The organism is Variovorax sp. 05L425 (genome assembly GCF_056397705.1).
Map to the genome: position 1 here is coordinate 79341 of NZ_JBFTNY010000007.1, position 24028 is coordinate 103368.

General features: G+C 61.6%; 24 protein-coding genes. 11 read left to right on the forward strand and 13 right to left on the reverse strand.

What is annotated here, in order from left to right; genetic code table 11:
• Nucleotides 1-77: 77 nt before the first annotated feature.
• The 6 genes from AC1DN9_RS10360 to AC1DN9_RS10385 all read left to right on the forward strand — a co-directional run bounded on the left by AC1DN9_RS10360 (nt 78) and on the right by AC1DN9_RS10385 (nt 6218).
• Nucleotides 78-767, forward strand: a complete 690-nt coding sequence (locus AC1DN9_RS10360; protein WP_478099744.1) for a TerC family protein — start codon at nt 78-80, stop codon at nt 765-767.
• A 17-nt stretch (nt 768-784) separates the two neighbouring features.
• Complete coding sequence (locus tag AC1DN9_RS10365; RefSeq protein ID WP_478099746.1) at nt 785-1594, forward strand: Stp1/IreP family PP2C-type Ser/Thr phosphatase; 810 nt, start codon at nt 785-787, stop codon at nt 1592-1594.
• A 67-nt stretch (nt 1595-1661) separates the two neighbouring features.
• Entirely contained in the window at nt 1662-2324 is a 663-nt protein-coding gene (locus tag AC1DN9_RS10370) for an FHA domain-containing protein (RefSeq protein ID WP_478099748.1), read from the forward strand.
• Between the two features lie 42 nt (nt 2325-2366).
• A complete protein-coding gene (locus tag AC1DN9_RS10375; protein ID WP_478099750.1) occupies nt 2367-4634 on the forward strand; it encodes a CHASE2 domain-containing protein in 2268 nt (755 codons plus the stop codon).
• 35 nt (nt 4635-4669) lie between these two features.
• Nucleotides 4670-5476, forward strand: a complete 807-nt coding sequence (locus AC1DN9_RS10380) for a 3',5'-cyclic-nucleotide phosphodiesterase (RefSeq protein ID WP_478099752.1) — start codon at nt 4670-4672, stop codon at nt 5474-5476.
• Nucleotides 5477-5681: 205 nt separating this feature from the next.
• The gene (locus tag AC1DN9_RS10385; RefSeq protein WP_478099754.1) at nt 5682-6218 is read left to right on the forward strand and encodes a pilin; all 537 of its coding nucleotides are present in this window, start codon (nt 5682-5684) and stop codon (nt 6216-6218) included.
• Between the two features lie 851 nt (nt 6219-7069).
• On the opposite strand, the gene AC1DN9_RS10390 is transcribed toward AC1DN9_RS10385, so the two are convergent.
• From AC1DN9_RS10390 to tnpA, 8 genes are all read right to left on the reverse strand, one after another.
• A complete protein-coding gene (locus AC1DN9_RS10390) occupies nt 7070-10597 on the reverse strand; it encodes a pilus assembly protein (RefSeq protein WP_478099756.1) in 3528 nt (1175 codons plus the stop codon).
• A gap of 30 nt (nt 10598-10627) precedes the next feature.
• Entirely contained in the window at nt 10628-11323 is a 696-nt protein-coding gene (locus tag AC1DN9_RS10395) for a pilus assembly PilX family protein (RefSeq protein WP_478099758.1), read from the reverse strand.
• Nucleotides 11320-12471, reverse strand: coding sequence for a PilW family protein (locus tag AC1DN9_RS10400; RefSeq protein ID WP_478099760.1), 1152 nt, complete (start codon nt 12469-12471; stop codon nt 11320-11322). The genes AC1DN9_RS10395 and AC1DN9_RS10400 overlap by 4 nt, the downstream gene beginning before the upstream one ends.
• Before the next feature lie 4 nt (nt 12472-12475).
• The gene (locus tag AC1DN9_RS10405) at nt 12476-12958 is read right to left on the reverse strand and encodes a type IV pilus modification PilV family protein (protein WP_478099762.1); all 483 of its coding nucleotides are present in this window, start codon (nt 12956-12958) and stop codon (nt 12476-12478) included.
• On the reverse strand, nt 12955-13542 hold the full coding sequence (locus AC1DN9_RS10410) for a GspH/FimT family pseudopilin (protein WP_478099765.1): 588 nt from the start codon (nt 13540-13542) through the stop codon (nt 12955-12957). The genes AC1DN9_RS10405 and AC1DN9_RS10410 overlap by 4 nt, the downstream gene beginning before the upstream one ends.
• Nucleotides 13539-14081 carry a type IV pilin protein gene (locus AC1DN9_RS10415; RefSeq protein WP_478099767.1) on the reverse strand — a complete coding sequence of 181 codons (543 nt, stop codon included), beginning with the start codon at nt 14079-14081 and terminating at the stop codon, nt 13539-13541. The genes AC1DN9_RS10410 and AC1DN9_RS10415 overlap by 4 nt, the downstream gene beginning before the upstream one ends.
• 372 nt (nt 14082-14453) lie before the next feature.
• Nucleotides 14454-14936, reverse strand: a complete 483-nt coding sequence (gene moaC / locus AC1DN9_RS10420) for a cyclic pyranopterin monophosphate synthase MoaC (RefSeq protein WP_478099769.1) — start codon at nt 14934-14936, stop codon at nt 14454-14456.
• A gap of 52 nt (nt 14937-14988) precedes the next feature.
• Nucleotides 14989-15405, reverse strand: coding sequence for an IS200/IS605 family transposase (tnpA, locus tag AC1DN9_RS10425; RefSeq protein ID WP_478099771.1), 417 nt, complete (start codon nt 15403-15405; stop codon nt 14989-14991).
• Nucleotides 15406-15436: 31 nt separating this feature from the next.
• On the opposite strand from tnpA, the gene AC1DN9_RS10430 reads away from it, so the two are divergent.
• Together AC1DN9_RS10430 and AC1DN9_RS10435 are read left to right on the forward strand one after the other, a co-directional pair.
• Nucleotides 15437-16486 carry an RNA-guided endonuclease InsQ/TnpB family protein gene (locus AC1DN9_RS10430; protein ID WP_478099774.1) on the forward strand — a complete coding sequence of 350 codons (1050 nt, stop codon included), beginning with the start codon at nt 15437-15439 and terminating at the stop codon, nt 16484-16486.
• Between the two features lie 72 nt (nt 16487-16558).
• A complete protein-coding gene (locus AC1DN9_RS10435; protein WP_478099776.1) occupies nt 16559-18145 on the forward strand; it encodes a M48 family metalloprotease in 1587 nt (528 codons plus the stop codon).
• A gap of 12 nt (nt 18146-18157) precedes the next feature.
• Here the strand turns inward: AC1DN9_RS10435 and AC1DN9_RS10440 are convergent, their stop codons facing one another.
• Genes AC1DN9_RS10440 through AC1DN9_RS10450 form a run of 3 tightly spaced genes read right to left on the reverse strand, consistent with a single transcriptional unit; the run spans nt 18158 to nt 19782 of the window.
• Nucleotides 18158-18511 carry a phage holin family protein gene (locus AC1DN9_RS10440; RefSeq protein WP_478099778.1) on the reverse strand — a complete coding sequence of 118 codons (354 nt, stop codon included), beginning with the start codon at nt 18509-18511 and terminating at the stop codon, nt 18158-18160.
• A gap of 15 nt (nt 18512-18526) precedes the next feature.
• A complete protein-coding gene (locus AC1DN9_RS10445; protein ID WP_478099780.1) occupies nt 18527-18994 on the reverse strand; it encodes a hypothetical protein in 468 nt (155 codons plus the stop codon).
• A gap of 50 nt (nt 18995-19044) precedes the next feature.
• Nucleotides 19045-19782, reverse strand: coding sequence for a TerC family protein (locus AC1DN9_RS10450; RefSeq protein WP_478099782.1), 738 nt, complete (start codon nt 19780-19782; stop codon nt 19045-19047).
• A gap of 413 nt (nt 19783-20195) precedes the next feature.
• Between AC1DN9_RS10450 and AC1DN9_RS10455 the strand changes: the two genes are divergently transcribed.
• Nucleotides 20196-20657 (forward strand): DUF3717 domain-containing protein, encoded by a 462-nt coding sequence (locus tag AC1DN9_RS10455; RefSeq protein ID WP_478099784.1) that lies wholly within the window; start codon nt 20196-20198, stop codon nt 20655-20657.
• Nucleotides 20658-20661: 4 nt separating this feature from the next.
• Nucleotides 20662-20964, forward strand: a complete 303-nt coding sequence (locus AC1DN9_RS10460) for a DUF2007 domain-containing protein (protein ID WP_478099785.1) — start codon at nt 20662-20664, stop codon at nt 20962-20964.
• A 135-nt stretch (nt 20965-21099) separates the two neighbouring features.
• Here the strand turns inward: AC1DN9_RS10460 and AC1DN9_RS10465 are convergent, their stop codons facing one another.
• Both AC1DN9_RS10465 and purB read right to left on the reverse strand, forming a co-directional pair.
• Nucleotides 21100-21660: a YaeQ family protein gene (locus AC1DN9_RS10465; RefSeq protein ID WP_478099787.1), complete on the reverse strand. Its 561-nt coding sequence runs from the start codon at nt 21658-21660 to the stop codon at nt 21100-21102.
• Between the two features lie 82 nt (nt 21661-21742).
• Nucleotides 21743-23122 (reverse strand): adenylosuccinate lyase, encoded by a 1380-nt coding sequence (gene purB / locus AC1DN9_RS10470; RefSeq protein ID WP_478099789.1) that lies wholly within the window; start codon nt 23120-23122, stop codon nt 21743-21745.
• Between the two features lie 158 nt (nt 23123-23280).
• On the opposite strand from purB, the gene AC1DN9_RS10475 reads away from it, so the two are divergent.
• Nucleotides 23281-23892, forward strand: coding sequence for a glutathione S-transferase N-terminal domain-containing protein (locus tag AC1DN9_RS10475; RefSeq protein WP_478099791.1), 612 nt, complete (start codon nt 23281-23283; stop codon nt 23890-23892).
• Nucleotides 23893-24028 lie beyond the last annotated feature (136 nt).

Sequence of the window (24028 nt, forward strand, 5' to 3'; positions counted from 1 at the left end):
CTGAACCACACAAGAAAGGGCGCCCGCAATTCAGGTTGCGGGCGCTTTTTCAATCGAATAACAAGTGGCCCTGAGACATGGAATATTTGCAAACTGCGGACTTCTGGATCGGTCTTCTCAAGATCGTCTGGATCAACATCATCCTCTCGGGTGACAACGCCGTCGTGATCGCCATGGCGGCGCGTTCGCTCCCGCCTCAGCAGCAGCGCACGGCCGTGCTGTTCGGTTCGGGCGCCGCGGTGGTGCTGCGGATCATCCTTACCGTGGTTGCCGCCAAGTTGCTCGCGCTGCCTTATCTGCAGATCGTCGGCGGCGCGTTGCTGCTGTGGATCGGTACGCAATTGCTCGGCGAAGAGGAAGACGACGGCGGCGAGGATAAGGAGTACGGCAGCATGCTCGCCGCCGTGCGAACCATCCTGCTGGCCGACCTGGTCATGAGCCTGGACAACGTGATCGCCGTGGCGGCCGCGGCCCAGGGCAGCATGGTTCTGCTGGTTCTTGGCCTTGCAATCAGTATTCCGCTGGTGATTTTTGGCAGTACGCTCATGATCAAGCTCATGGAACGTTTTCCCATCATCGTCATGCTCGGCGCCGCCCTCATCGGCTGGGTCGGTGGCGAGACGATCGTCAGCGACACCATCCTCACCGATGTCCTGGCGAGCAACCCTTGGCTGCACTACGCCGGCGCGATCACCGGCGCGGTCTTCGTGGTGGTGGTTGGCCGTTGGCTGCAACGCCGCGGACACACTGAAAAGCTGGTCGCCTGATCCTCCAACGAACGACCATGGCGAACCTGGGCGCACCCGCATCTCCGGAAACCGGCGCTCTGACCTGGGATTTCGCTGCCCTGACCGACCCGGGGCGGGTACGCGCCAACAACGAGGACACCATCGCCTTCGATGCCTCCTTGGGCCTGGTTCTCCTGGCCGACGGCATGGGCGGCTACAACGGCGGTGAAGTCGCCAGCGGCATGGCGATCGCGCTGCTCCAGGCCAGCTTCGGCCGATGGCTCGCCCATGCAGGGCCGCAAGCGCACCCGAAGGCGGTTCGCCGGGCCTTGCAAGCCGGCACCGATGAAGCCAATTCGGCCATCCTCGAGGCAGGCATTGCGAACGTGCAATTGCAGGGCATGGGCACGACCCTGGTGTTGGCTGCCTTCGGCCAGCAACGCGCCATCGTGGGTCACATCGGCGATTCCCGCTGCTACCGGTTGCGCGGCGAAAAATTCGAACTGCTCACGCGCGATCACTCCCTGCTGCAGGAGCAACTCGACGCCGGCGCGATCACGCCGGAGCAGGCCATCCTGTCGCCGCACCGCAATCTTGTAACAAGGGCGCTCGGCATCGAGCGCCATGTCGAACTCGAAATGCACGAGCACAGCGTGCGTGCTGGCGACCTGTTTCTGCTATGTTCCGATGGCTTGAGCGAGATGGTGTCGGACGCGCAGCTTTTCACACTTTTGTTACAGAATATCGATCTCCCAGAAAAAGCAACACTTTTGGTTGCAACTGCGAACGACAATGGGGGACGGGATAACATTTCGGTTGTCCTGGCCCGTGCAAGCGGAGTTGGAGCGTCCGAGGAACCTGGATAGCCAAGATCAAGGAACTTCCGCCGCAGGGGCCTACTGTGAACAGAAAAATGAGATCCAGGAGTCGGCCATGCCGAAATTGATCGTGTCGATCGACGGCGTCGTCATCAAGGAGGTGACGCTTGCCAAGGACCGGACCACGCTGGGTCGCCGGCCGTACAACGACATCGTGGTCGACAATCTCGCCATCAGCGGCGAACATGCCGTGCTGCACATGATCGGCGGCGATGTCTATCTGGAAGATCTCAACAGCACCAACGGTACCTACGTCAACGGCCGTGCCATCAAGAAGCAGGCGCTCGAGCAGAACGACATCATCGAGGTTGGCAAGTACAAGATTCGCTATCTCGCGACCGCGAGTGCGAGCGCGACAGAGAGCACGCCCGCGGTTCGCGCCGTCGTTCCCCCCGCGCCGTCCGGCCCGATCCCGCTTTCTTCCGCGCCCACTGTCCAGGCCCCCCTCGGTGGCGGAACTGCCGGAGTGGCGGTCATCCGTGTTCTTTCCGGCAGCGGTGCCGGACGCGAGCTCTCCCTGCAAAAAGTCGTCACGACCATCGGCAAGCCCGGTGTCGCTGTCGCGGCCGTCACCCGCCGGCTGCACGGCTATGTGGTGGCGCCCATCGACGGCGGTACCGCCCTCAACGGCGAGCCGCTCGGCAGTGAAGCGGTGGCCTTGCAGGACGGCGACGTGCTCGAACTGGGCGGCACGCGGATGCAGTTCGTCGTCAGCTGATCCCTCGCCGCGGTACGCAGCAATCCGCGGCCGCTCACAACAATGAACGCGCTGCGCCAGCGCTGGGCGCGGGTCGCAGTCACTCTCTTGCCGGTCGCGCTCGCCGTTGCGCATGTGGTGGGCGGCCGGCATCTTCCCTTTGTCGAGGCGCTCGACTACTTCATCTATGACACGCGCCTGCGCGCGACGATGCCGAACACGCTCGATCCGCGCATCGTGATCGTCGACGTCGACGATCGAAGCCTGCAACAGCTCGGCCAGTGGCCTTGGAGTCGCGACCGGTTGGCGCAACTCACCACCGAAGTGATGGAGCGACAGCAGGCCGAAGTGCTGGGCTTCGACGTTCTCTTTGTCGAACCCGATGCGAGTTCCGGCGTCGAGCCCCTTCGACGACTGGCCCAGGGGCCTCTGTCCGCCCGCCCCGATGTGGTCGACGAAATCAAACGCTTCGCATCCGAGCTCGACCACGACACCGCCTTCGCGAAGACGCTCACGGGTCGGCGCGTTGCGCTGGGGTTCTATTTCACGCAAACGCGGGAGCCGCGCACCAAAGGGCAGTTGCCGGCCCCGGTCTTGCCGCCGGGAGCCTTTCCCGAGGGACGCGTGTATACGACGCAATGGAATGGTTTCGTCGGCAGCATCCCGCAACTCGCGCGTGCCGCGCCGGCCGCCGGCTTTCTCAACGTGGTGTTCGATGCGGACCAGGACGGCATCGTCCGGTCGGTGCCGTTGATCGCCCGCTATACGGGGGAGGTCGCGCAGCCTGGCTATTACGAATCCCTGGCGCTGACCGTGTACCGGATGGCTGTCGGCTCACGTGCCGTTCGCCCGGTCTTCGCGCCAAACGGTCCGCAAGGCGGGCCGCCGCCACTCGAAGCGCTGGCATTGGCGACGGCCTCGGGAACCGTGCGCATTCCCGTGAACGCGACCGCCAGCATGCTGGTGCCGTTTCGCGGGCCGGGCGGCGCGTCCGGTGGCTCGTTCCAGCACATCTCTGCTGCCGACGTCATCCGCGGCGTGCTGGAGCCCGGCCAGTTGAAGGGCAAGATCGTTCTCGTCGGCTCCACGGCACCCGGCCTGGAAGACCTGAGATCCACGCCTGGAGGCGCTGCCTTTCCTGGCGTCGAAGTGCATGCCAACATCGTTTCCGGTTTGCTGGACGGCCGCATACGCGGCATTCCGGACTATGCCCCCGGCTATGAGTTGGTCGTCGTGCTGGTTGCCGGCCTCGTGCTGGCCTTCGGCCTCTCGCTGAGTAGCGCGCCGCGCGCCGTGCTGATTGCCCTGCTCACTGTCGGTGCGACAGTGAGCATCAATACCTGGTTTTTTCTCCAGGCCAACCTCGTTCTGCCCTTGGGCTCCACCCTGGTCATGATCGTGTCGGCCTTCATTCTGAACATGAGCTGGGGTTACCTCGTCGAATCGCGCGCGAGCCGGAGGCTGGCCAACCTGTTCGGCACCTACGTGCCTCCCGAACTCGTCGTCGAAATGCGCGCGGACCCCGAGCGCTACAGCATGCGCGCGGAGAGCAAGGAACTCACCGTGATGTTCTGCGACATGCGCGGCTTCACGCAGATGGCCGAACAGATGGCGCCTGTCGAACTGCAGGATTTTCTGAACACCATCTTCAGCCGCCTGACGGAGATCATCAGCGCGCATCGCGGGACCGTCGACAAGTACATGGGCGATTGCGTGATGGCCTTTTGGGGTGCGCCCGTCGACACGCCCGATCACGCCGAATTGGCCGTCCGTGCCGCCGTGGACATGGCTGTGGACGTGCGCAATCTGAACGAGGTCCATCGCAAGACAGGCCGTCCGCAGATCAATGTCGGGATCGGCCTCAACTCCGGCGTCATGAGCGTCGGGGACATGGGCTCCGCCGTGCGCCGCAGCTATACCGTGGTCGGGGACGCGGTGAATCTGGCGTCCAGAATCGAGGGCTTGGGCGTGCACTATGGTGTCGAGATCGTCGCCAGCGAGGCGACGCAATCGTTGGCGCCTTCGTTCGTCTGGCAGGAGCTTGACTGCGTGCGGGTCCAGGGAAAGCTGAAGATGGTTCGGATCTTTACGCCCGTCGGCAGGCGGGACGGCGTGGCCAAATCGCAAGCCGACGAGCTCGAACGCTGGAATTGCGTCCTTTCTGCCTACCGCGCGCAAGACTGGCAGCAAGGTCAAGTCATGCTGGCAAACCTGCACACCACGGATGCGCAAAAAGTCCTTTACCAGCTGTATGCGCAGCGATTAGCCTCGCAATCGTTGCAGCCCAAGGACCCAGACTGGGATGGTGCGACCCGGTTCGAATCGAAATAACAGCCGAAAGGCTGAAAGGTCAAAGGTCTCGCTAAATGCAGGTGCGTGTGTTGGGGTGCTCCGGCGCCATCGCCAAGGACTGCCGCACGACCTCTTTCCTGGTCGACAGCGATCTGCTGGTCGACGCCGGCACCGGCGTTGGTGATCTGACGCTCAAGGAAATGGCTGCCATCGACGATGTGGTGCTCACGCATTCGCATCTCGATCACGTCGCCTCTCTTCCCCTGATGCTTGATTCTGTCGCGAACCTTCGTACGCGGCCGCTGCGTGTACATGCATTGCGGGCCACCATCGAGGCGTTGCGTGCGCATGTCTTCAACAACGTCATCTGGCCGGATTTCGCGAGCATTCCGAGCCGCGAGGCGCCGTTCGTCAGTTTTCATGACCTGGTGATTGGGCAGCAGCTGCAACTGGGGACTGCGGCGCTCAAGCACATTGAAGTGCTGCCTGCCGTGCATACGGTTCCGGCCTGCGGCTATGCGGTTCGCAGCGCGCAAGGCGGGCCGAATTGGGTCTTTAGCGGGGACACGGAGCGCAACGCGCCGTTCTGGGATCGGGTGAATCAGCTCGATGTGGCGATGCTGGTGATCGAGACGGCATTCAGCAATCGGGAGCAGGCACTGGCCCAGCGGAGCCTGCATCTTTCGCCGGCGTCGCTGGCGGGGGAATTGGCGCAGATTGCTGTGGGCAAGAACTATCCGATCTACATCACCCACACCAAGCCGGCGGAGACGGGCGAGATCATGAGCCAGATCGACCTGTTGGCGGATGGATCGCAAGGGCAGGGCAAGAAGGGGTGGGACATTCGGTGGCTGCAGACGGCTGGAATCCTGGCGGTCTGACGAGACTTGTGCGTGGGGTGACAAAAATGTCATCTGCCGTCTGCCAGTTGCAACAGAATTTGTCACACGTTGTAACTCGAACGTGAACAAGTTGGCGGTGCGAGGGGCTTTAGGAGGGATATGGCGGCATGGCATGGATGCTGCGGTTACATGAGCGCACCGAGGGCTCGCCTCGGGCCCTCAAAACCAACCTGGAGTAACTGAAATGAACCGTCGTTCCATCGCCCGCCGCGCACAAGCTGGCTTCACGCTTATCGAATTGATGATCGTCGTTGCGATCATCGGTATTTTGGCCGCTGTCGCTCTGCCGGCGTATCAGGATTACACCGTGCGCGCCAAGATCACAGAAGCGATTACCGCTGCAACGACCGCCAAGACCCTCGTGTCGGAGTCATTCACCACAGACGGCCTGACCGGCGTCGCTGCCGCTGCGACGGAGTACAACGCTCGCCCCGCGGCTGAAAAGCAATCCAAGTTCGTCGGCGACATCACGATCGACGGAGCGACTGGCGCCATCACCGTGACCACCGCTGCAGCCGCGACGTCTGGCTTGCCCGCGGACGCTGCTGCTACGACCATCATCTTTTCGCCGAATGTGAACAGCCTTGCGCTGGCAACGGCTACCGGTCCGGTCGACTGGGCTTGCGCGTCCCTTGGCAATGCAACTGCGACGACTCGCGGTCTGGGTGCTCGTACCGTCGGCACGATGCCTGCCAAGTACGCTCCGGCCGAATGCCGCTAAGCCCTTCGGCTCTGTGAACAAAAGCCGCCTTCGGGCGGCTTTTTTCGTTGTAGCTGACTCGCCCTGAAGGGTCGACGTCTTTTCAACCAAGAAAAGGCAAGTCAATGGAATCGGGCGTCACGCTTGCCCAGCGGACTACACGCTGGGTTTTAAAGCTTTCGGCAAAAGGGCGGCCTCAGCCACAAAGTAAATGCAGGAGCGCTACGGCATCCAAGGCGCTCGATGATGGCGATGTGGCTTGTGGCTGCGCAAGCACGGCCAGCAAGGCCGGGGGTCTAGGACATCATTCGAGACTGCCTATGTCAATGCAGATGAAAATTCTTCTCCAGCGCGTGTGCCGCTGACGCGAGCAGAAGATCAAGGCGCTTGAAATTCAGCTGCAGGCCAACGAGGCGCGCGGCTGCTCGAGGCCGTGCTCGATGTCCCGAGGACAGACCGGGGTGCGTGTCGGATAACACCCTTTGGGCAAGCCGTCTCGCAAAAGCTCGTCTCGCGACTGAGCGTGTCGGGGGCTCATCTCTATTGGGGCGTCAACTATCAAGCCATAAGTAGCAACGCCGTGCACGCTCTGACACGGTAATTGGGCTTGTTCGCGCCGTTCGCCTGCGCCACCCCCACGCCTGGGCGCACGCAACTGCACGCGTTCTCAAGTAGGCCGCTGCAGCACGCACACCTTGGGTGCTGGATGTGCCGCGCGAGCTTCGCATGCTGGCGGCGCGCTCAAGCGACAACCACCAATGCCCCCACCAATCCCCAAACTGAAAGCGCCCGATGAGATTCATCGGGCGCCATTGGCCGCCTTGATCAAGCCGGTTGTCCGTCACCAAAAAAGGCGTCAGATGCGCCCGACCTCAATTCGTGATCACTTCCCGCCACATGATCCGAGTCGGATTGGTCGAAGACGGCACCGCTACGTCATAGACCTTGGTCTTGCCATCAGACGTGCGCACGAGAATCTTGACCTTTCCATTGGGTAGACCCTCGGGCTGCACGCGGCTTGCCAGCACATTGCCAACATAGCGACTGGTCAGGTTGGGTATGGAGTTGCCGTTGCTGTAATTGAGGAAGTAGAGATTCGAACTCCCTCCGGGCGCGCACTGATCGCTCGAAGGAATGTTCGTCGTAAACGCAAGAACACCCTGGAATAGCACGGGGCTTGTATATGAGCGCTCGCCGGCGGGCGTGGTCGCAAAATCCAACACCCAACCCTTTTTGGTCGTGAGATCCACGGGATTTGTCGTCACGTTGATATTGGTGCCAGATGCGACTGCGGTTTGCCCGACGAGTTGTGAGCGCAACGGGGTAATCGTCGGCGTAGGCGACTTGTCGTCCAACAAGCCATACATCGATTGCGCTTGAGTGGCGCTGGCACTTGCGCCGGAAGTACCCGGAATGTCGGAGGTCCCCAGATACGAACCGGTGCCCACGTAAACCATGCGCTTGTCCTTCACGACGCCGAGCTCCGGCGATCCCGTGATCGGTTGAGCCGCTCCGCTGGAATCCACCAGCGTCGCCAGCAACTTCACGTTCCAATTGCTGGTCGAGGCATCGGTAAGGTCGAAACGCCAGACATTGCCGAGAAGGTCTCCACCGTAGACATAGTCGGTCGTGTCATCGACACCGGGATTCGCCAGGAAGGCGCTGATCTTGGCCAGCCCGCTGGGGTTCGTGCCCGATCCCGCACCGGTGCTGATGTCCTTGATCAACGCGCCCGTCGCGGTGTTCAGCACGTAAAGGTGGCCAGCGCCGTCGCCACCCGTCGTGGAGCCATTGTTGTAGCCCGAGGTCACGAGGGTGACCCAGCCCGCCGCCTTGGTCTTCACATTGAGCGGTGTGCCGTAGGTGTAGCCGATGTTGTTCCGCACGGCTGCGGCCGTGCTCGCGTTCGGAAACTCCCACATCACCTTGCTGGCGACCGATGCATCCGAGGTTGCGTCAGGGCTGGTCACGTTCAGGGCGTAGTAACCGCGGCCGCCCTTGGCCAAGCCCCCGACCAGGACCGTGGCCCAGTTGGCGGCCGGAGGTGTGGGTTGGTTCGCCTGCGTATTGCTGAGGTCCACGTCGGTGGCCGTGGGAGTGCCATTCACGAAGAAGCGGTGCTGGAACAACGATTGCTGCGTCAGGCCCACCAGCGAGCTTGTCGAGGTATAGGTCGTTGAAAGATTCATGTCGAGCAAGTTGCCCGGCACATAGGCCCACAGTTCTGCGCCGGTGTCGGCGTTGAATGCGTGCAGCATGCCGTCATTGGCGCCCTGGTAAACCACCTTGGTGCGCGTTGCTGCGGTGCCTGCCTTGAAGATCGCATATCCGGTGTCGGTGTAACTGGAGCGCGGCGCTGGCACGTAGGTCGGTTCGGCATCCACGATATCGCCCAGCACATGGGTTCGTTTGCGATACGGTTTGGTGCTGTCGCTGCCATCACCTTCCAGGCTTCGAGCTCCCCGCAAATACGAAATCACCGCCGCATTGTCGGTCGGGCCAGGCGGTGTAGAAGGTGAATTCAGGCGCGACAGCTTGGCGGACAACCCAGTCGTTGTGAACGCCACGCCGGCGCTGCCGTCGAAGCTGGCGATATAGCGAGTGCTGAATACCTTGCTGTCCAGCAGTGACTGAGCCGACCAAAGCGCGGTGTCCGCCAACAAGCCCGTATTGAGGTCGATGGCAAAGGCTTGAAGGTCGCCGTACCACGCACCCGAATTGAAGCTGGACGCAAAGGCGGTGTTGTCACCCGATTTGACGTTGGGGTTGCTGACAGCCACCGAGGCAGCGGAGCCTGTGCGGTTGGCGATGTCATTGAGAATGGATGCGAGCGCAATCTGCAGCTTGGCCGGGTCCTTGGAATTGAAATATTGTCCGTGGCCATTGAGCGCTGCATGCCAGAGGTCGTCAATGGCGGTGTTGGTGTCTGCGACCGGCGTGGGCCAGCCGCCAGTTCCTGTTGGCGGCGTGGTAAGAGTGCCGTTGGCACCAAGACCAATCGTGAAGGTCGTCATGTGCTGCCAAGTGGCCGGATCGGACGCATTGGACGTCACTTTTCCCGCTGAAGAACCGGTGAGATCGGTAATCCAGTACTTCATTGCCACATCGGCAAGAGTGTTGGAGGCTTTCTTGCCGTCATAAAAGGGGGCGGGAAAATTCTGCCCTTTGACCAGCGGTGCGCCGGCGACGGGGTCATTGATCGTTGCTCCGGTATCGGCATCCGTGTAGACGTTGGCCGGCAGAGTTGGAACGGTCGTGTCCTGATCTCCGGCCGTTTTAATTCCGGTGCCATTCCAATAGCCGTCAGTCGAAAGAATCGAATAGTTAGGCGTGCAAGACAAGGGAACCGTCGTGGTGCGAGCCGTCTTAGTACCACCTGTCATCGTTCCTGATTGGAAATATTGGCCAGCACGATCGAGTGCTGCAACCAACGGGGTACCGCCGTTTGGATTGATGGAATAAAGCTTGGTGTACCAAGTGTTTTTCTGATTGCTGTTGAAATCAGAAAGCGCGACAAAGTTAGCTGCAGTTATATTGTCGTTTGAGTTGTTGTCGTTAATCGTGGCAAATCCTACGCGTGACTTTGCGTCCAGCGCGGAAAATGCAAGCCCTAGCGAAGTTTTTGCCGTCTGAATGCGCGTGCGATAGTACGTAAACCAGTTTGCGAAATTCTGTATTTCCTGTGCGTAGGTACAGGACGTAACCGTACTGTCCCCGCAGTCTGTTCGTGTGGCGGCTTTGGCGAAGGGACCCGATGTACTGATGATTTCGACTCGGTTGTAGTTGCTGTCCGTGTCTTGACCTGAGCTTCCGCTTTCTGTTCCAGTGCCTTTCCAGACGTAATAGAAGGCGTAGCGCGCGTATTGTGTCGTCTTGGACGTGGTCGTCGTCGCTGAACAGCTGCTATTGGTCGCAAAGCTGCTGGCGTTGTACCGCGGCAAGCTGGGAGGGGTGGAGGTGTTCCAGCAAGATAAAGTGAGATCCAGAGTTCCGGTAACGCCCGACGTCGTCGCATACGGATCGATTCGCGCAGTTGTAGTAGGGCTAGCTCCCATCGATGAGGTAAACGTTGTGGCGGTACTGTCATATTTAACGCCAGGCAAATAAGTAATTGCCGGGTTGTAATACAACTGATTAAACGTGGGCGAGTAGTACGCCCGCATGTCTTTATTGCCGTTTGTGTATTCAGCTGTCGCGTCTGCCCCTGTGATCGAACCCCACTCCATACTGCCGGAGTTGTCCAGCGTGTAGAGGATGTTCGGCTTGACACCGCTCTGCACCGCCAAAGGAACGTCCGTCAAATCCGTCGTTGCGGCGAGGACATGAAAAGGTTGAGCAATCAGCGCGAGCACCATCAATGAAATGATGCCCTTCGATGTTTTTTTAAGCGATGGATGCATGGTGCGTACTCGTTGTTGTGACGGCCGTGATCAACCGAAGGGCAGTTCGATGGTTGTTTGGACGATGCTGCTTGTATTTCGTGGACCCAGGACGCGCACCGTCACCCGGTAGTGGATGGTTGGGCGCGTAGGCGGTGGTGGCGTCAGGCTGCCGAGGACGTTGGTGGTCTGCGCATGGCTGCTGATGTCGTTGCCCACTGAGCCGCCACCTGCAGAAAATGGCTGTCCGGCGACACATTTGCTTGTGAGCAAAGTGACCGGGTCGGTCGTGGCCGGCGCGGTGGTACACAGCCTGTCGATGACGTATTGCACGCGGTAGGCCGATTCGTCGGTGCAACTGATGGCGGTGGCGCCGCCGACGTTGTCATAGCAGGGGACATTGGTCCAGTTGATCGTGCTGGGCACGCCGTTGGCGTCCACCGCTTGCATGAGGCGGAAGTACCTGTTGGGCACGTCTGCATCGGCCACGGCGAGCGCGGGCAATGCGTTGAAGGCTCGTTCGGCGCCCGTGTCGGCAGCACCCGTGCTCGCTTCCTTGAAAGCGACGTTGCCTGAGATGACGCCTGCCGTATCGGTTGAGCGCAAGAGCGCGACGGCCGCCAGCGAAAGCACCAACAGCGCGATCAAGGCAATGAAAACGATGACGCCATGCTGTGCGTTGCGATAGCGGCTGCGCAAAGCCCGGGGGCGAACCGTCGGCACCGGGGAAGAGTTGGCGAAGTTCATGACAGATTGGCCCAAAGGACGTTGCGAAGCGGCACTACGGTCTCGAAGGTGCGGTATCGATAGCAGCGCCAATCCGGATCGTTGCTCAGATCGATGGCGGGGCCGCCGGGCCAACTCGTGGGCGCGACGGTGGTGGTCGTGCATGCGGTGGCACCGGGAGCCAACCTTTCCCGCAGGGGGCTGCGTGCAACCACCGCGAGGCGGATCGCCTTGATTCGCTTGAGGTCCGCCACCAAAGGCGTGGCCCAGTTTCCCGCACCGCCGCCGTTGGTCGCGCTTACCCAGTTGTTGACGACCTGGCTGCCCGCGTCGCTGATGCCGTATTGCGCCTTGAGGCTGACGATGTTGTTCGACACCTGAACTTGGGTGGTCGAGCTGAAATAGTCTTGCGAGATCAGCGAGCCATTCACCACGGAGTAGGTGCGTTGAGTGAGCGCGCCGAGGTCGTAGATGCGCGGATTCGTGTTGTACGTAATTGGCCAGCCTTGGGCAGTCATATAGCTTGCTGGCGGGTTGTAGCTGGGCGCGGATGCGGTGCCGGTGGCCGGATCGTGAGAGAGGATCACAGTGCCCGGACTGGCTCCATTCGGCGCTGAGGCGGTAATGCGCGTCAACGCGCAGTTGCCGATGTCATCGGTCAGCCAAACGAATCCGCCCGTTGTCGACAGGCCGACCGCGGTGGTGGGCTGAAGGTTGGCCGTGGGTGTGCCGGTGGGATTGGCCGTGACGTTCTGCAGCAGCGCATCCATCACGTTGGCTCGCACCGACGTGCCCCACAGCAGGGTGACGCTGTCGGATGCCCCGGCCGCAGTGCCGCCGTCGGCGATCCGGACCGGTGAGACTGGAAAGTTCGGAACCGGACCGTTGAGCGTGCCGTCGTTGATATAGGTGAAGTACGTGCTGCAAGTCATGACGCCTGCGCTTGGGATGCCCCAGCCGGCGGCACGGACGTCCCGCTCGACGGCAGAAAGAGTGAAGAGGCCGTTTTGCTGGGTGTCCGCACCCGACGTGGTTGTTCGCTTGACGCCCTCATTCGTCGCGATCACCTGATAAATGATGATCGTGACAACGAGACCCACGACCATGCCGACAAGAATTTCGACGAGGCTGAATCCCCGCTGGCGCTTGATGTGCTGAAGTCTTGACATTTTTTCAGCCCTGAATCTGCGTCGTGAGCGTGAAGTTATGAGGCGTGACGTCCTGCGGGCTTTGCCAACAAAGCGTCAAGGTGACGGTATTGTTCGGGCCAACGACAATTTGCTGCTGCAAATTGGCTGCGCCCGGCAAGGAGCCTGGATTGGTCGAATCGGAAAGTCCGTTGATCCAGCTCGTCACAACCGCATTGCCCGTGGCATTGCCGCCGATGCCGCAGGCGGCCGAACCGGAATTCAACGCATAGGTCGGAACGTTAAATCGATCGAGCCACATCTGCCCCACGATCTGATTTGCAAAAAGGCTTGCTTTGGCGCGATAGTCTGCATCGCGCACCGTGCGGATCGCGGTAGCTTGCAGACCCACGATACCCAGAATCGCGAAAGAGAAGATGGCAATTGCTACCAGTGCCTCGAGGAGCATGACGCCGCGCTGCGCGGTGGGTGGCGTGCGCGTGGCTTTGAGCGATGATTTACGCATCATGAGCAGCCTTGCGGATTAGTGGCCAGGGAAATTGTCGGATCGCAAAGCCTGACGTCACCGCCTGGCGCCAAGACAATGGCGAGCCTTCGAGCTCCAGCGACGCCAGTGATGTCGATTTGCCGTGCGGTACTTGCGGTGGTCAAGCGTCCCAGCCCCGTAAACGCAATGGTCGCCGGCATGCCCGCGCCTGGATTGGCGGCGGTGGTGCTCACTGTGGTTCTAACGCCCGCGCGAGCTTGGGATAGCGCCGAACTTTCCCTGCGGGTCTGGACCTGCTGATCGAACACCGTGGGCGTAGCTGGCGCTGCTGCCATGACCGACCAGTCCGTGCCGCCAGTCACGGCGGTGCCGCTGGAGGTATTGAGCAAATTGAATTGAACGTTGCTGTTTGTACGTATTGCTTCAGCGCGAGCAAGCTGCAGCCCGTTTAAGACGGATTCGGCGGCGGTACGAATTTGCGCATTTTGAATAAAGCTCGTATAGCTGGGATATGCGAGCGCGAACAACAATGCGAACAACGCGACTGTCACCATTAACTCAACGAGGGTAAATCCCCTCATGCGTTCGCGGACGATGAGTTTCATGGCTTTTTCATGACCCAACTCGTCTGGGTTCCGCTGAAATTCCACGCGCAACCTGTGCAGGTCGTTCCTTGATTGTTGAGCTGGTCAACCGTATAGGCAAGGCCAGCTACCAAGCCACCGGTAACACCGGTCGCCGTCGCCGTATATGTCTGTCCCGCGTTGGCCGTTTGACAAGCGTAGGTGAAATTTTTAACGAGAGGAGCGGCAGGCAATGTGATGCCACATCCGCCGCCGGACGCATAGGTGCGGTTGTCTTGATAATACTGCTCCATCTGAGTCCGATAACTGGCCAAATTATTTGGCGCCTCTTGGACTTGACCTCGCCGCAGGTAATCTGTGTAGCTCGGGTAGGCAATCATGGAAAGAATGGCCACGATTGCAACTGTTACCATGAGCTCAATCAGCGTAAATCCGCTTTGAGTCTTTAATTTTTTCGCCGCGTTCTTGAATTTGAGTAATTTCATTGGTGCAGTGTCCATTAATGAATCGGCGTAATAGCGCGCAAACATTGATCCGACAAAAGGAGAGAGCCGTGGCATTCAGCTGCCATGCTCGAACGAGAGGAAGCAAGGCGCGATGACGTTCGTCACAGATTGTCACGAGGGGCTTTCAAACTCAAAGCCGTCCGACCTCTGGATGCGGCCGTTCATCAGTTGATGAGTCGGAAACTGCGGAAAATCGCAATGTGCTCGGGCGCCGGAGCCTTTGGATGGCACGCACATCGCAAGTGCGCGCACGGTGAGCGTCAGCAGCCCTTGCGGCTGTTACTGCTCGGGATGCCAGAACGTGTGTCGTCGGTCGGGATGTCCGGCCGGAGAGTCAAAAATGTGGACGCGAGAGTTAGCTGCAGCCCAGGTTGCACAGCAGGGTGAGCTGCCGGAAACCGCGCTTACTCCTCCTGGATCGGTAGCTCACGTCTTTGCGACGAAGCTCCCCGACTTGCCCCCATGCTTCTCAAGCACATGCACTCCGGTGATCGTCATCCCCCGATCCACCGCCTTGCACATGTCATAGATGGTCAACAGCGACACCTGCACAGCGGTCAGCGCCTCCATCTCAACCCCGGTGGGCCCGACAGTCTCCACCGTCGCCGTGCAATTAACCTGCGGCACTTCCCCTTCGCCAAGCGCAAACGCCACCGCCACCCGCGTCAGCGCCAGCGGATGGCACAACGGAATCAGATCGCTGGTCTTCTTTGCCGCCTGAATCCCCGCAATCCGGGCGACGCCCAGCACGTCGCCCTTTTTCGCCGTGCCGGACTCGATCAAGGCCAGCGTCGAGGCTTGCATTTCGATACGCCCCGTCGCCACGGCCACACGATGGGTCGCGGGTTTGGCTGCCACGTCGACCATGTGCGCCTGGCCCTGGGCATCGAAATGGGTGAGGGTGCTCATGGAAAACTCCGAGAAATCTTGGCCTTCAGGCCGGGGATGTAGAGGGCGCCGCTTAGGGAGTTGGACGGGCGCGCTGGCTGTCGACGAATTGCTTGATGGTCTCCAGCGGCGCACCGCTGGCGCTGACCACAAAGTAGGACGGCGACCAGAGAACGCCTTTCCAGTAGCGTCCGGCAAGGTCGGGGCGTTCTGTGCGGAGCAACCGGCTGGATGTGCCCTTGAGCGCATTGACCAGCACCGACACGGAATGCTTGGGCGGGTACTCGATCAGAAGGTGAACATGGTCCGAATCTCCGTCGCATCCGATGAGCTGCGCGCCCATCGTCGTGCAGACCCTGGCGAAGTGCACTTGCAGCCAGGCGAGCGCCCTGTCGTCGAACACCTTGCGCCGATACTTTGTCACGCAGACCAAATGAATGACGAGCCTCGAAATCGAGTGCCTTTCCCTGCGCAAGTCTTGAATTGACATCCGAGCAGACCAATCTTTTACAATCGGCCGCATGTTGGTCGTTTACCGCTATCGAGTCAAGTCGTTGACAGGCCTGCTTTCCAGGCAAGCCCGAGCGGTGAACTTCGTCTTCAACTACTGCAACGACCGACAGAAGGACGCCTTGCGCTTTGGCCGGCGTTGGCTCACCGGGTTCGATCTGAACAAGCTCACCACCGGAAGCAGCAGGGAGCTCGGAGTGCACTCTGGCACCGTCAACGCGGTGTGTGAACAATATGCCAAGTCGCGCAACCAGAAGATGCGTCCGTTCCTGCGCTACCGCAGCCACAAGAAATCGCTGGGCTGGGTGCCCATGAAAGGTCGCGACGTCAAGGAAACGCCCAGGGGTTTCCACTTCCATGGCCGCGAGTTCAAGGTCTTCAAGAGCCGGCCACTGCCCCCAGGCGCAAAGATCAAGGACGGCACGAATTTCGCGCAAGATACCCGCGGTAATTGGTTCTTGAACGTGTGCATTGAGGTGCCCGAGGGTCAGGCGCGGGAGATCCGCAACGGCGTTGGTATTGACTTGGGCCTGAAGGACTTCGCCGCACTGTCCACCGGCGAGAAGATCAACAACCCGGCGCACTTGCGCCAACTCGAAGAAAAGCTGGCAACCGCCCAGCGCGCGGGCAAAAAGCGTCAGGTCGCCAATGTGCACGCGAAGATCGCCAACAGGCGACGGGACTTCCTGCACAAGCTCTCTATGCGCATCGTGCGCGAGTTCGACTACATCGCGGTCGGCAATGTATCTTCCGCAAAACTTGCCAAGACCAGGATGGCAAAGAGCGTCTTGGACGCATCGTGGTCGTCCTTCCGACAGATGCTCGCGTACAAGGCGATTGCGCATGGCGCGGGCTACGAAGAAGTAAACGAGGCGTGGAGTACCCAGACCTGCAACGCATGCGGCGTAGTCGCCGGCCCGAAAGGGCGTGCGGGACTGAATGAGCGCAACTGGACTTGTGGCTGCGGCGCGGAGCACGATCGCGACGTGAACGCCGCCAAGAATATCTTGTTGCGCGGTTCCGGACATGGAACCCCTGCAGAGGGAATCCCCGTCCTTTAGGGCGGTGGAGTATGTCAACTATGAACGTTCTGCGGAGTGCCGCATCATACGAGCCCGAGCCGTTGATGAGGAATGCCGCGCTTGACTCCGATTTCTGAATCCTCCAGACCGCAGAGACCCGCCCGCCGTCCGCTGCGATCCCTTTGCGCCGCCCTGGTGATCGCCGCCCAGTTGGCGTTGCCGGCCCCCGTCCGCGCCCAGCAGTTGCCTGGCATGGGCGATGGCGGCGAAATGACCGCCGCCGCCGAGCGCCACCTTGGCGACCAGATCGCACGCGAGCTATACCGCGACCCGGATTACATCGACGATCCGGTGCTGGTCGAATACGTGAATGACATCTGGCAGCGCCTGCTCGCGGCGGCGCGCACGCGCGGCGAACTCACGCCCGAACTCGATGAGCGCTTTGCGTGGACGATCATCCTGGGCCGCGACCGAGACGTGAATGCGTTCGCGTTGCCCGGCGGCTATCTCGGCGTGAACCTGGGGCTGATCGCCATTGTCGGCAGCCGCGACGAGCTCGCGACAGTGCTTGGGCATGAAATGTCCCACGTCACCCAGCGCCATATTGCGCGCACGATGACCAAGCAGAGCAAGCAGCTTCCGCTGATGCTCGCGGGCATGATCCTCGGCGTGATCGCCGCGAGCAAGAGTCGCAACCCCGATGCCGGCCAAGCAGTAATGATGGGCAGCCAGGCCGCCTTCACCCAGAACCAGCTCAGTTTTTCGCGCGACATGGAGCGCGAGGCCGACCGCATCGGTTTCGGCGTGATGACCCAGGCGGGCTATGCGCCGCAGGGCGCGGCGTCGATGTTCGAGAAGCTCCAGTACGCATCGCGGCTGAACGACAACGGGTCGTACCCCTACCTGCGCAGCCACCCGCTGACCAGCGAGCGGATCGCTGACATGCAGTCGCGCTTCCAGCTTCAGCCCGGCAAGTCGGCCGCCCTCCCGTTGATGATGGATCACGCCATGATTTCCGCCCGCGCAAGGGTGCTGACGCGACCGGGCGTCGATGTGCTGCGGCTCTGGGTCGATGCGGCATCGGCGAGCGAGTTTGCCCGCAGTTCGCCGGCGCAACAGGCCGCCATTCTTTACGCAGCTGCCATGTCCGCGAGCGAACTGCGTGACTTCAAGGCGGCCCGCGCCCTTGCGCAGCGGCTCATCGCGCGGACCGCGGACGATGCGCCGTCAGCGCGCCTGGCGCGATTGCTTTCCGCCGAGATCGAACTGACCGCAGGCGCGGCCCCTGCGGCGCAGGCGCTGCTCAATCCCAAGGCCAAGGACCGGCCGGAAATGCTGCTTGCCGCGCAGGCAGCCGTCGCGGTGCGCAACCCGGGGCCGATGATTCCGCCGTTGCGCGATTGGGTCGCCACGCATCCACACGACGCGACCGCTTGGCACACGTTGGCCACTCTGTACGGTGCCCAGAACGACTCGGTTCGCGCCATACGTGCAGACGCGGAATCCAGCGTCGCGATACTGGACTATCCGGCCGCCCGTGACCGACTCAAGGCGGCGCAGGACTTGATACGCGCCAACGCGCGTGGTGCGGCAGGATCCGAGCCCATCGACAACTACGAAGCGTCGATCATCGACACCCGCGCACGTGCGGTGGAAGCTCTGGTGAGGGAGCAGGCGGCCGAGCCGCCTCTCAAATAGTCAACTGAATAGTCAACTCCGGGCGAACAAACCGCCCAGCGCCGATTCGATGATCAGCCCGAGGAGCGAGTAGAGCAGCGACCCGATCAGCGCTGCCAGGAAGCTGTTGACGTGAAAGCCCGACAGCAATCCTGACGCCGCCCAGAAGAGCAGGGCGTTGATGACGAACAGGAACAGCCCGAGAGTGACGATGGTGACCGGCAGCGTGAGCACCACCAGCACCGGCCGCACGAACATGTTGAGCAAGCCGATCACAGCCGCGGCCAGGAGCGCCGAGCCGTAGCTCGTCACCTGGACGCCGCTGTAGAGATAGGTCACTGCCAGCAGCGCAAGCGCGCTGAGCAGCCATTTGATGAGGAGGCGCATTCGACCGGCGCGGGCTCAGTCGGCAAATTCGTTCGCCAGCATGATCAACGCGCCCATGCCCAACAGCGCACTCGGAAGCGCCCAGCCCTGGCGGCCGGGTGGCGCCACATCGGCTGCCACCGGCTCGAGGTCGAGTCCCGCCTTCGGGCGGCGCGCATCGATGACCTGCGCCACACCATGCTCCAGCCTCAGCCGCTTGGTCAGTTCGGCCAGCGGCCCCTTGGCAAGAACCGGCGTGACGACATCGCCTGCTTCGCTTTGCATCGCCGGCAGCAACTGCTCCTGCACCTTGGCGAACCATTTGCTGCGCCAGTTCTCGCGCGCGCTGTGGCTGACCCACTTGCTGATGCGATGTGTCATGCGCGGAGCGCAGGCCACCAGCACCCAGTGTCGTGGAGCCCTGCCGTTTCCTTCGGCTGCCATCTTCGCGAGAAACTCGCGCGCGTAGGCTGCGTCGTCGACGTACAGAATGACCTTTTCCATGAGTGCTCCTTCTTTCGTTGGTTGGAGTGGCAGAGACATCGAACGTTGGATCAAACAGTGACCGTCTCGGAGGGCTTGGGACGGCGGGCGGCCATCCACTTGCCGATTGCGAGCACCAGCAGCGCGCCGGCGACGCCGGCCCCATAGCGGACCACATCACTCTGCGGCAGCTTGGGCACCCACGTCCACGCTGCGGCATTGGCTACGGCGGGATCCGATACCGCCATGGTGCCGGCAATCCAGCCCAGGAGCATGCCGCCGAGCGTGATGATGATCGGGAAGCGGTCCATCAACTTGATGACCAGTTGGCTGCCCCAGACGATGATCGGAATGCTCACCAGCAGGCCGAAAATCACCAGCGCCATCTGGTGGCCCTCACCGGCACCTTCGGCGGCACCGGCGATCGCGATCACGTTGTCGACGCTCATGACCAGGTCGGCAACGATCACGGTCTTGACCGCGGCCCACAGCTTGTCGCTGGCGGCGATGTTTCCGTGTGCGTCGTCATGTTCGGGCACCAGAAGCTTGATACCGATCCACACCAGCAAGATGGCACCTGCCAGTTTCAGGAAAGGAATCGCCAGCAGTGTGAGCGCGAAGAAGATCAGGATCACACGCAGCAGGATCGCCCCTGCGGTGCCCCAGAGAATGCCTTTCGTGCGCTGCGCCGACGGCAGCTTGCGGCACGCCAGCGCGATCACCACGGCGTTGTCGCCGCCGAGCAGGATGTCGATCATGATGATCTGACCGACCGCAACCCAAAACTCGGGCGTCAGAAACTGTTCCATAAAGTCCTCTGTTCGTTTCGATTCCTCCCACGCGGGTCGGATGAAGCGGTCGGATGAGGAACAACGCCCTCGAGGAACACGCAATCGCTTCGATCAAACCCGCACAGGTTCAAATCGAAGGTCTTGCTCGACAGCGCGGGGCTGCCCGACAGGCCGGAAGTGTTGTGCTTCGTATTGACGACCTGGCGATGCCCGCTCATGAATAAGCTGGCGGGAGCTACTCCCCTTCGTGGCGGAATTAGAGCATTGCGTCTGCCGTGTGGCAACCGGGCACCGTCGGCGGTTTAAGCAAAAGGCGCCGGAGTGTCGCGCCGGCAAAGAATTTGCTGCTATGAATCCGATAGCGAATCAAATCCTTCGGTCACGACGGGATTTGGCGGGACTATGATCGCCGCTCGCTTTTTTTCGTCCCTATGGCCGCCATTCACATCACCGACATCGAGGCCGCCATCAACTTCTGGCGCGGCCGCAAGCCCTCGCCCGACGGCATCACCCTCGCGCCCGAGTTGCGGGCGTTGGCCGAGGTTTACGCGCTCATGGTGTTCCACCACGAAGACGAAGTCGATGAAGTCGGCTTCCCATCCAAGGCGTGGGACGCTTGGCTGACGTGGTACCAAACCACCCCCGACACGCCCTGCATCGCCATCTGCTCCACCAGTCAGGGCGACGACCAATGCAAGGGCTGCGGGCGCAGCTTCGACGAGGTCCAGCACTGGCCCGCCATGACACCGGCCGAGAAGCGGTTGACCTGGCGCCGCATCACGATGCAGGATTCGGCTTGGCGCTTCAACAAATACGCCGAACGCGCCCGCGAAGCCGAATACGTCTGGCCCGACGACGGTTCCGCCCAGGACGTTTCCGACACTCCGGCCTGAAACCATGCGCCGCCTCGTGCAAGCCCCCAACTTGGCCATTGCGACGCTCTGGGTGCACGCACTGCGCGAAGACGGCGTCGAGGCCTCGGTACAGCGCGAATATCTTGGGGCCGCCGCAGGCCAGTTGCCGCCCGACCAGTGTCTGCCTGAAATCTGGATCGAGGACGATGCGCAGTTCGCGCTCGCCGAGCGGCTCTTGCATGAACTGCGTCATCGCCCGCAGCGCCGCTGGCAATGCGTCTGTGGTGAACTGGTCGAAGGCGGCTTCGAACAGTGCTGGCACTGCGGCGCGATGATGCCGAAGTAGTGGGCTCGCCCCCAGGTTGCCCGCACTTCGTGTCGGGCGCCCACCCCCTGCCGGGGGCAACACCAGCGGCCCAGCAAAGCCGGTTCCGCGGTGTTTCACCAACGGGCCTGGCTTTGCCGGCCGGGGTGCGTTGGGCTATTTGAATCTCACTGGCTCGATGTCGACGTTGTGCGTGCCGTCGCCCAACATCAGCGCGCCTTCCTGGATCGTGGCCTGCAGCTGCATCGACCGTTGGGCCAGGGCTGCCAGTGCCTGCGAGGCGGCGGTCGGGATGCGGAACACGCTCAGGTTCTGAGGGCGCGTCAGCTTGTTCTCGATGCCGCGCCACCAGATCTCCGCGGCGTGGTTGAAGCAATAAACGATGACCTCGTCTGCCTTGCCGCAGGCCTTGATGATGGGCTTGTCTTCCGGTTGGCCGACTTCGATCCACATCTTCACTTCGCCGGTGAAATCGCGCAGCCAGACGTCTGGTTCGTCCGGATTCGAGAGGCCGGCCCCAAAGGCCAGCGTCCCGTCGCCGTTGCATACGTCCTGCAGCTTGTAGGCGTTGAGGGCCAGCGCAGCCAGCCGGATCATCATCCGCTCGTCGGTTTCACTCGGGTGACGCGCCAGCGTCAGCGTGTGATCCGCGTAGTAGCCATGGTCGATGTCGGCGACAGCGAGATTGGCCTTGAAGATCGTTGACTTGAGTGCCATCAGATTCGCCGCCGGGCCGCCCCAAGGCGAATCAGCCCACTCAGGAGGCAGCGAGGACACGAAGTGCCGAGTGTGGGGGCCTTCATGCCCGCCGGGCCAGTTCGGCAGCTTTGCCGGTATAGCTGGCCGGCGTCATCGCCAGCAGCCGTTCCTTCTCGGCCTCGGGGATGTCGAGCGAGCGGATCAACCCATGCAATGCCTCGGCCGTGACCGTCTTGCCCCGGGTCACTTCCTTCAGTTGCTCGTACGCACCCTGCACGCCGAAGCGACGCATCACGGTCTGGATCGGTTCGGCGAGCACTTCCCACGAGGCGTCGAGGTCTTCGGCGATCGCTTCTTCGTTGAGCTCGAGCTTGCCCAGGCCGGTCGCAAGGCTTGCATAGGCGAGGGTGGCGTAACCGAGCGCGACGCCGATGTTGCGCAACACTGTGCTGTCGGTCAGGTCGCGCTGCCAACGGCTGATGGGTAGCTTTTCGCTCAAATGGCGAAGCACCGCGTTGGCGAGGCCGAGGTTGCCTTCGGCATTCTCGAAATCGATCGGGTTGACCTTGTGCGGCATCGTCGACGAGCCGATTTCGCCCTTCTTCAAGCGTTGCTTGAAGTAGCCCAGGCTCACGTAACCCCAGACGTCGCGCGAGAAGTCGATCAGGATGGTGTTGGCCCGGGCGATCGCGTCGAACAGTTCGGCCATGTAGTCATGCGGCTCGATCTGGATGCTGTACGGCTGGAAGGCGAGCCCCAGGCCCAGCGGCGCGGGCGTCTCGACCACCTTGCGGCTGAACGCCTCCCAGTCGAAATCCGGCCAGGCCGCCATGTGCGCGTTGTAGTTGCCGACAGCGCCGTTCATCTTGCCGAGCAACTGCACGCCTGCGATCTGCTCGCGTGCCTTGGACAGGCGCACGGTGACGTTCGCGATTTCCTTGCCGACCGTGGTCGGGCTGGCCGTCTGCCCGTGGGTGCGGGAGAGCATCGACACGTCGGCGAACTTCATCGCCATCTCGCGCAGCGTCGCGATCAGTCCGTCGATGGCCGGCAGCATCACCTTTTCGCGTGCCGCCTGGATCTGCAGCGCATGGCTCGTGTTGTTGATGTCCTCGCTGGTGCAGGCGAAATGCACGAACTCGGAAGCAGCAAGCAGTTCGGGCCGGGCCTCGAATTTCGACTTGATCCAGTACTCGACGGCCTTGACGTCGTGGTTGGTGGTCTTCTCGATCTGCTTGATCGCGACCGCATCGGCCTCCGAGAAATTGGAGACCAGCCCGAGCAAATACTTGCGGGCGCCGCCCGTGAGCGGCTTGAATTCGGCGAAGCCGCAATCCGAAAGGGCGATGAACCACGCCACTTCGACCTGCACCCGCCGGTGCATGTAGCCCTGTTCGCTCATCAGCGGCCGCAGCGCTGAGAGCTTGGCCGCATAACGGCCGTCAAGGGGGGAAAGCGCGGAGACAGTGGAGAAACTCATGGGCGAATTTTAGGTCTCGCCCCGGGCGAAGCAATTTCGGCCCTCGGCAGTGGCCGGACGGGAAGACAAATCCGGTCCGATGAGGTCGAATCTGCAATGCGTCCCTTACCCTAGAATCAAAGCGCTACAACGATGACCCTGATGGGGGGAAAGCCCGAATGAAACTGATCGGATCCGCTGCCAGTCCTTACGTGCGCAAAGTGCGGGTGGTCATGGCCGAGAAGCGGCTCGACTACCAGTTCGTGATCGAAGACGTCTGGTCTGCCGACACCACGATTTCCAGCGCCAATCCGCTTGGCAAGGTGCCTTGCCTGATCATGGACGGCAGCGAAGCCATGTTCGACTCGCGCGTGATCGTCGAATACCTCGACACGCTCTCGCCGGTCGGCAAGCTGATTCCACAGCAAAGCCGCGAGCGTGCGGAAGTCAAGACCTGGGAGGCGTTGGCCGATGGCGTGATGGATGCCGGGGTCCTCTGGCGTCTCGAAGCCACGTGGGCACATCGCGCCGACGGCGAACGCAGCCAGGCCTGGATGGATCGCCAGCGCGGCAAGGTCCTGACTGGCATCACCGCCATGGCCAAGGGCCTCGGCGACAAGCCCTTCTGCAGCGGCATCCACCTGAGTCTCTCGGACATCGCGGTCGGCTGTGCGCTGGGTTGGGTCGGCTATCGCTTCCCGGACATCGATTGGCGCGGCGACCATGCGAATCTGGCAAAGCTTTACGACAAGCTGATGCTGCGCCCCAGCTTCGCCGACACCCAGCCCTGACCCCTTGAGGTTCAGGCCTGCAGAACGACAAAAGCCCCGCATCGCGGGGCTTTTTTGTGATGGGCTTTTTGTGCCGGGCTGTTGCTCGAAAGGAGCCCGCCTTGGGGGAAATAAAAACGTTGCGAGGCGCCCCGAA

What these genes read in the sequence shown, in the direction of transcription:
- AC1DN9_RS10360 (WP_478099744.1), top strand. Translation starts at nt 78, where the DNA reads ATGGAATATTTGCAAACTGCGGACTTCTGGATCGGTCTTCTCAAGATC.
- AC1DN9_RS10365 (WP_478099746.1), top strand. Translation starts at nt 785, where the DNA reads ATGGCGAACCTGGGCGCACCCGCATCTCCGGAAACCGGCGCTCTGACC.
- AC1DN9_RS10370 (WP_478099748.1), top strand. Translation starts at nt 1,662, where the DNA reads ATGCCGAAATTGATCGTGTCGATCGACGGCGTCGTCATCAAGGAGGTG.
- AC1DN9_RS10375 (WP_478099750.1), top strand. Translation starts at nt 2,367, where the DNA reads ATGAACGCGCTGCGCCAGCGCTGGGCGCGGGTCGCAGTCACTCTCTTG.
- AC1DN9_RS10380 (WP_478099752.1), top strand. Translation starts at nt 4,670, where the DNA reads ATGCAGGTGCGTGTGTTGGGGTGCTCCGGCGCCATCGCCAAGGACTGC.
- AC1DN9_RS10385 (WP_478099754.1), top strand. Translation starts at nt 5,682, where the DNA reads ATGAACCGTCGTTCCATCGCCCGCCGCGCACAAGCTGGCTTCACGCTT.
- AC1DN9_RS10390 (WP_478099756.1), bottom strand. Translation starts at nt 10,597, where the DNA reads ATGCATCCATCGCTTAAAAAAACATCGAAGGGCATCATTTCATTGATG.
- AC1DN9_RS10395 (WP_478099758.1), bottom strand. Translation starts at nt 11,323, where the DNA reads ATGAACTTCGCCAACTCTTCCCCGGTGCCGACGGTTCGCCCCCGGGCT.
- AC1DN9_RS10400 (WP_478099760.1), bottom strand. Translation starts at nt 12,471, where the DNA reads ATGTCAAGACTTCAGCACATCAAGCGCCAGCGGGGATTCAGCCTCGTC.
- AC1DN9_RS10405 (WP_478099762.1), bottom strand. Translation starts at nt 12,958, where the DNA reads ATGATGCGTAAATCATCGCTCAAAGCCACGCGCACGCCACCCACCGCG.
- AC1DN9_RS10410 (WP_478099765.1), bottom strand. Translation starts at nt 13,542, where the DNA reads ATGAAACTCATCGTCCGCGAACGCATGAGGGGATTTACCCTCGTTGAG.
- AC1DN9_RS10415 (WP_478099767.1), bottom strand. Translation starts at nt 14,081, where the DNA reads ATGCCACGGCTCTCTCCTTTTGTCGGATCAATGTTTGCGCGCTATTAC.
- moaC (WP_478099769.1), bottom strand. Translation starts at nt 14,936, where the DNA reads ATGAGCACCCTCACCCATTTCGATGCCCAGGGCCAGGCGCACATGGTC.
- tnpA (WP_478099771.1), bottom strand. Translation starts at nt 15,405, where the DNA reads ATGTCAATTCAAGACTTGCGCAGGGAAAGGCACTCGATTTCGAGGCTC.
- AC1DN9_RS10430 (WP_478099774.1), top strand. Translation starts at nt 15,437, where the DNA reads ATGTTGGTCGTTTACCGCTATCGAGTCAAGTCGTTGACAGGCCTGCTT.
- AC1DN9_RS10435 (WP_478099776.1), top strand. Translation starts at nt 16,559, where the DNA reads ATGCCGCGCTTGACTCCGATTTCTGAATCCTCCAGACCGCAGAGACCC.
- AC1DN9_RS10440 (WP_478099778.1), bottom strand. Translation starts at nt 18,511, where the DNA reads ATGCGCCTCCTCATCAAATGGCTGCTCAGCGCGCTTGCGCTGCTGGCA.
- AC1DN9_RS10445 (WP_478099780.1), bottom strand. Translation starts at nt 18,994, where the DNA reads ATGGAAAAGGTCATTCTGTACGTCGACGACGCAGCCTACGCGCGCGAG.
- AC1DN9_RS10450 (WP_478099782.1), bottom strand. Translation starts at nt 19,782, where the DNA reads ATGGAACAGTTTCTGACGCCCGAGTTTTGGGTTGCGGTCGGTCAGATC.
- AC1DN9_RS10455 (WP_478099784.1), top strand. Translation starts at nt 20,196, where the DNA reads ATGGCCGCCATTCACATCACCGACATCGAGGCCGCCATCAACTTCTGG.
- AC1DN9_RS10460 (WP_478099785.1), top strand. Translation starts at nt 20,662, where the DNA reads ATGCGCCGCCTCGTGCAAGCCCCCAACTTGGCCATTGCGACGCTCTGG.
- AC1DN9_RS10465 (WP_478099787.1), bottom strand. Translation starts at nt 21,660, where the DNA reads ATGGCACTCAAGTCAACGATCTTCAAGGCCAATCTCGCTGTCGCCGAC.
- purB (WP_478099789.1), bottom strand. Translation starts at nt 23,122, where the DNA reads ATGAGTTTCTCCACTGTCTCCGCGCTTTCCCCCCTTGACGGCCGTTAT.
- AC1DN9_RS10475 (WP_478099791.1), top strand. Translation starts at nt 23,281, where the DNA reads ATGAAACTGATCGGATCCGCTGCCAGTCCTTACGTGCGCAAAGTGCGG.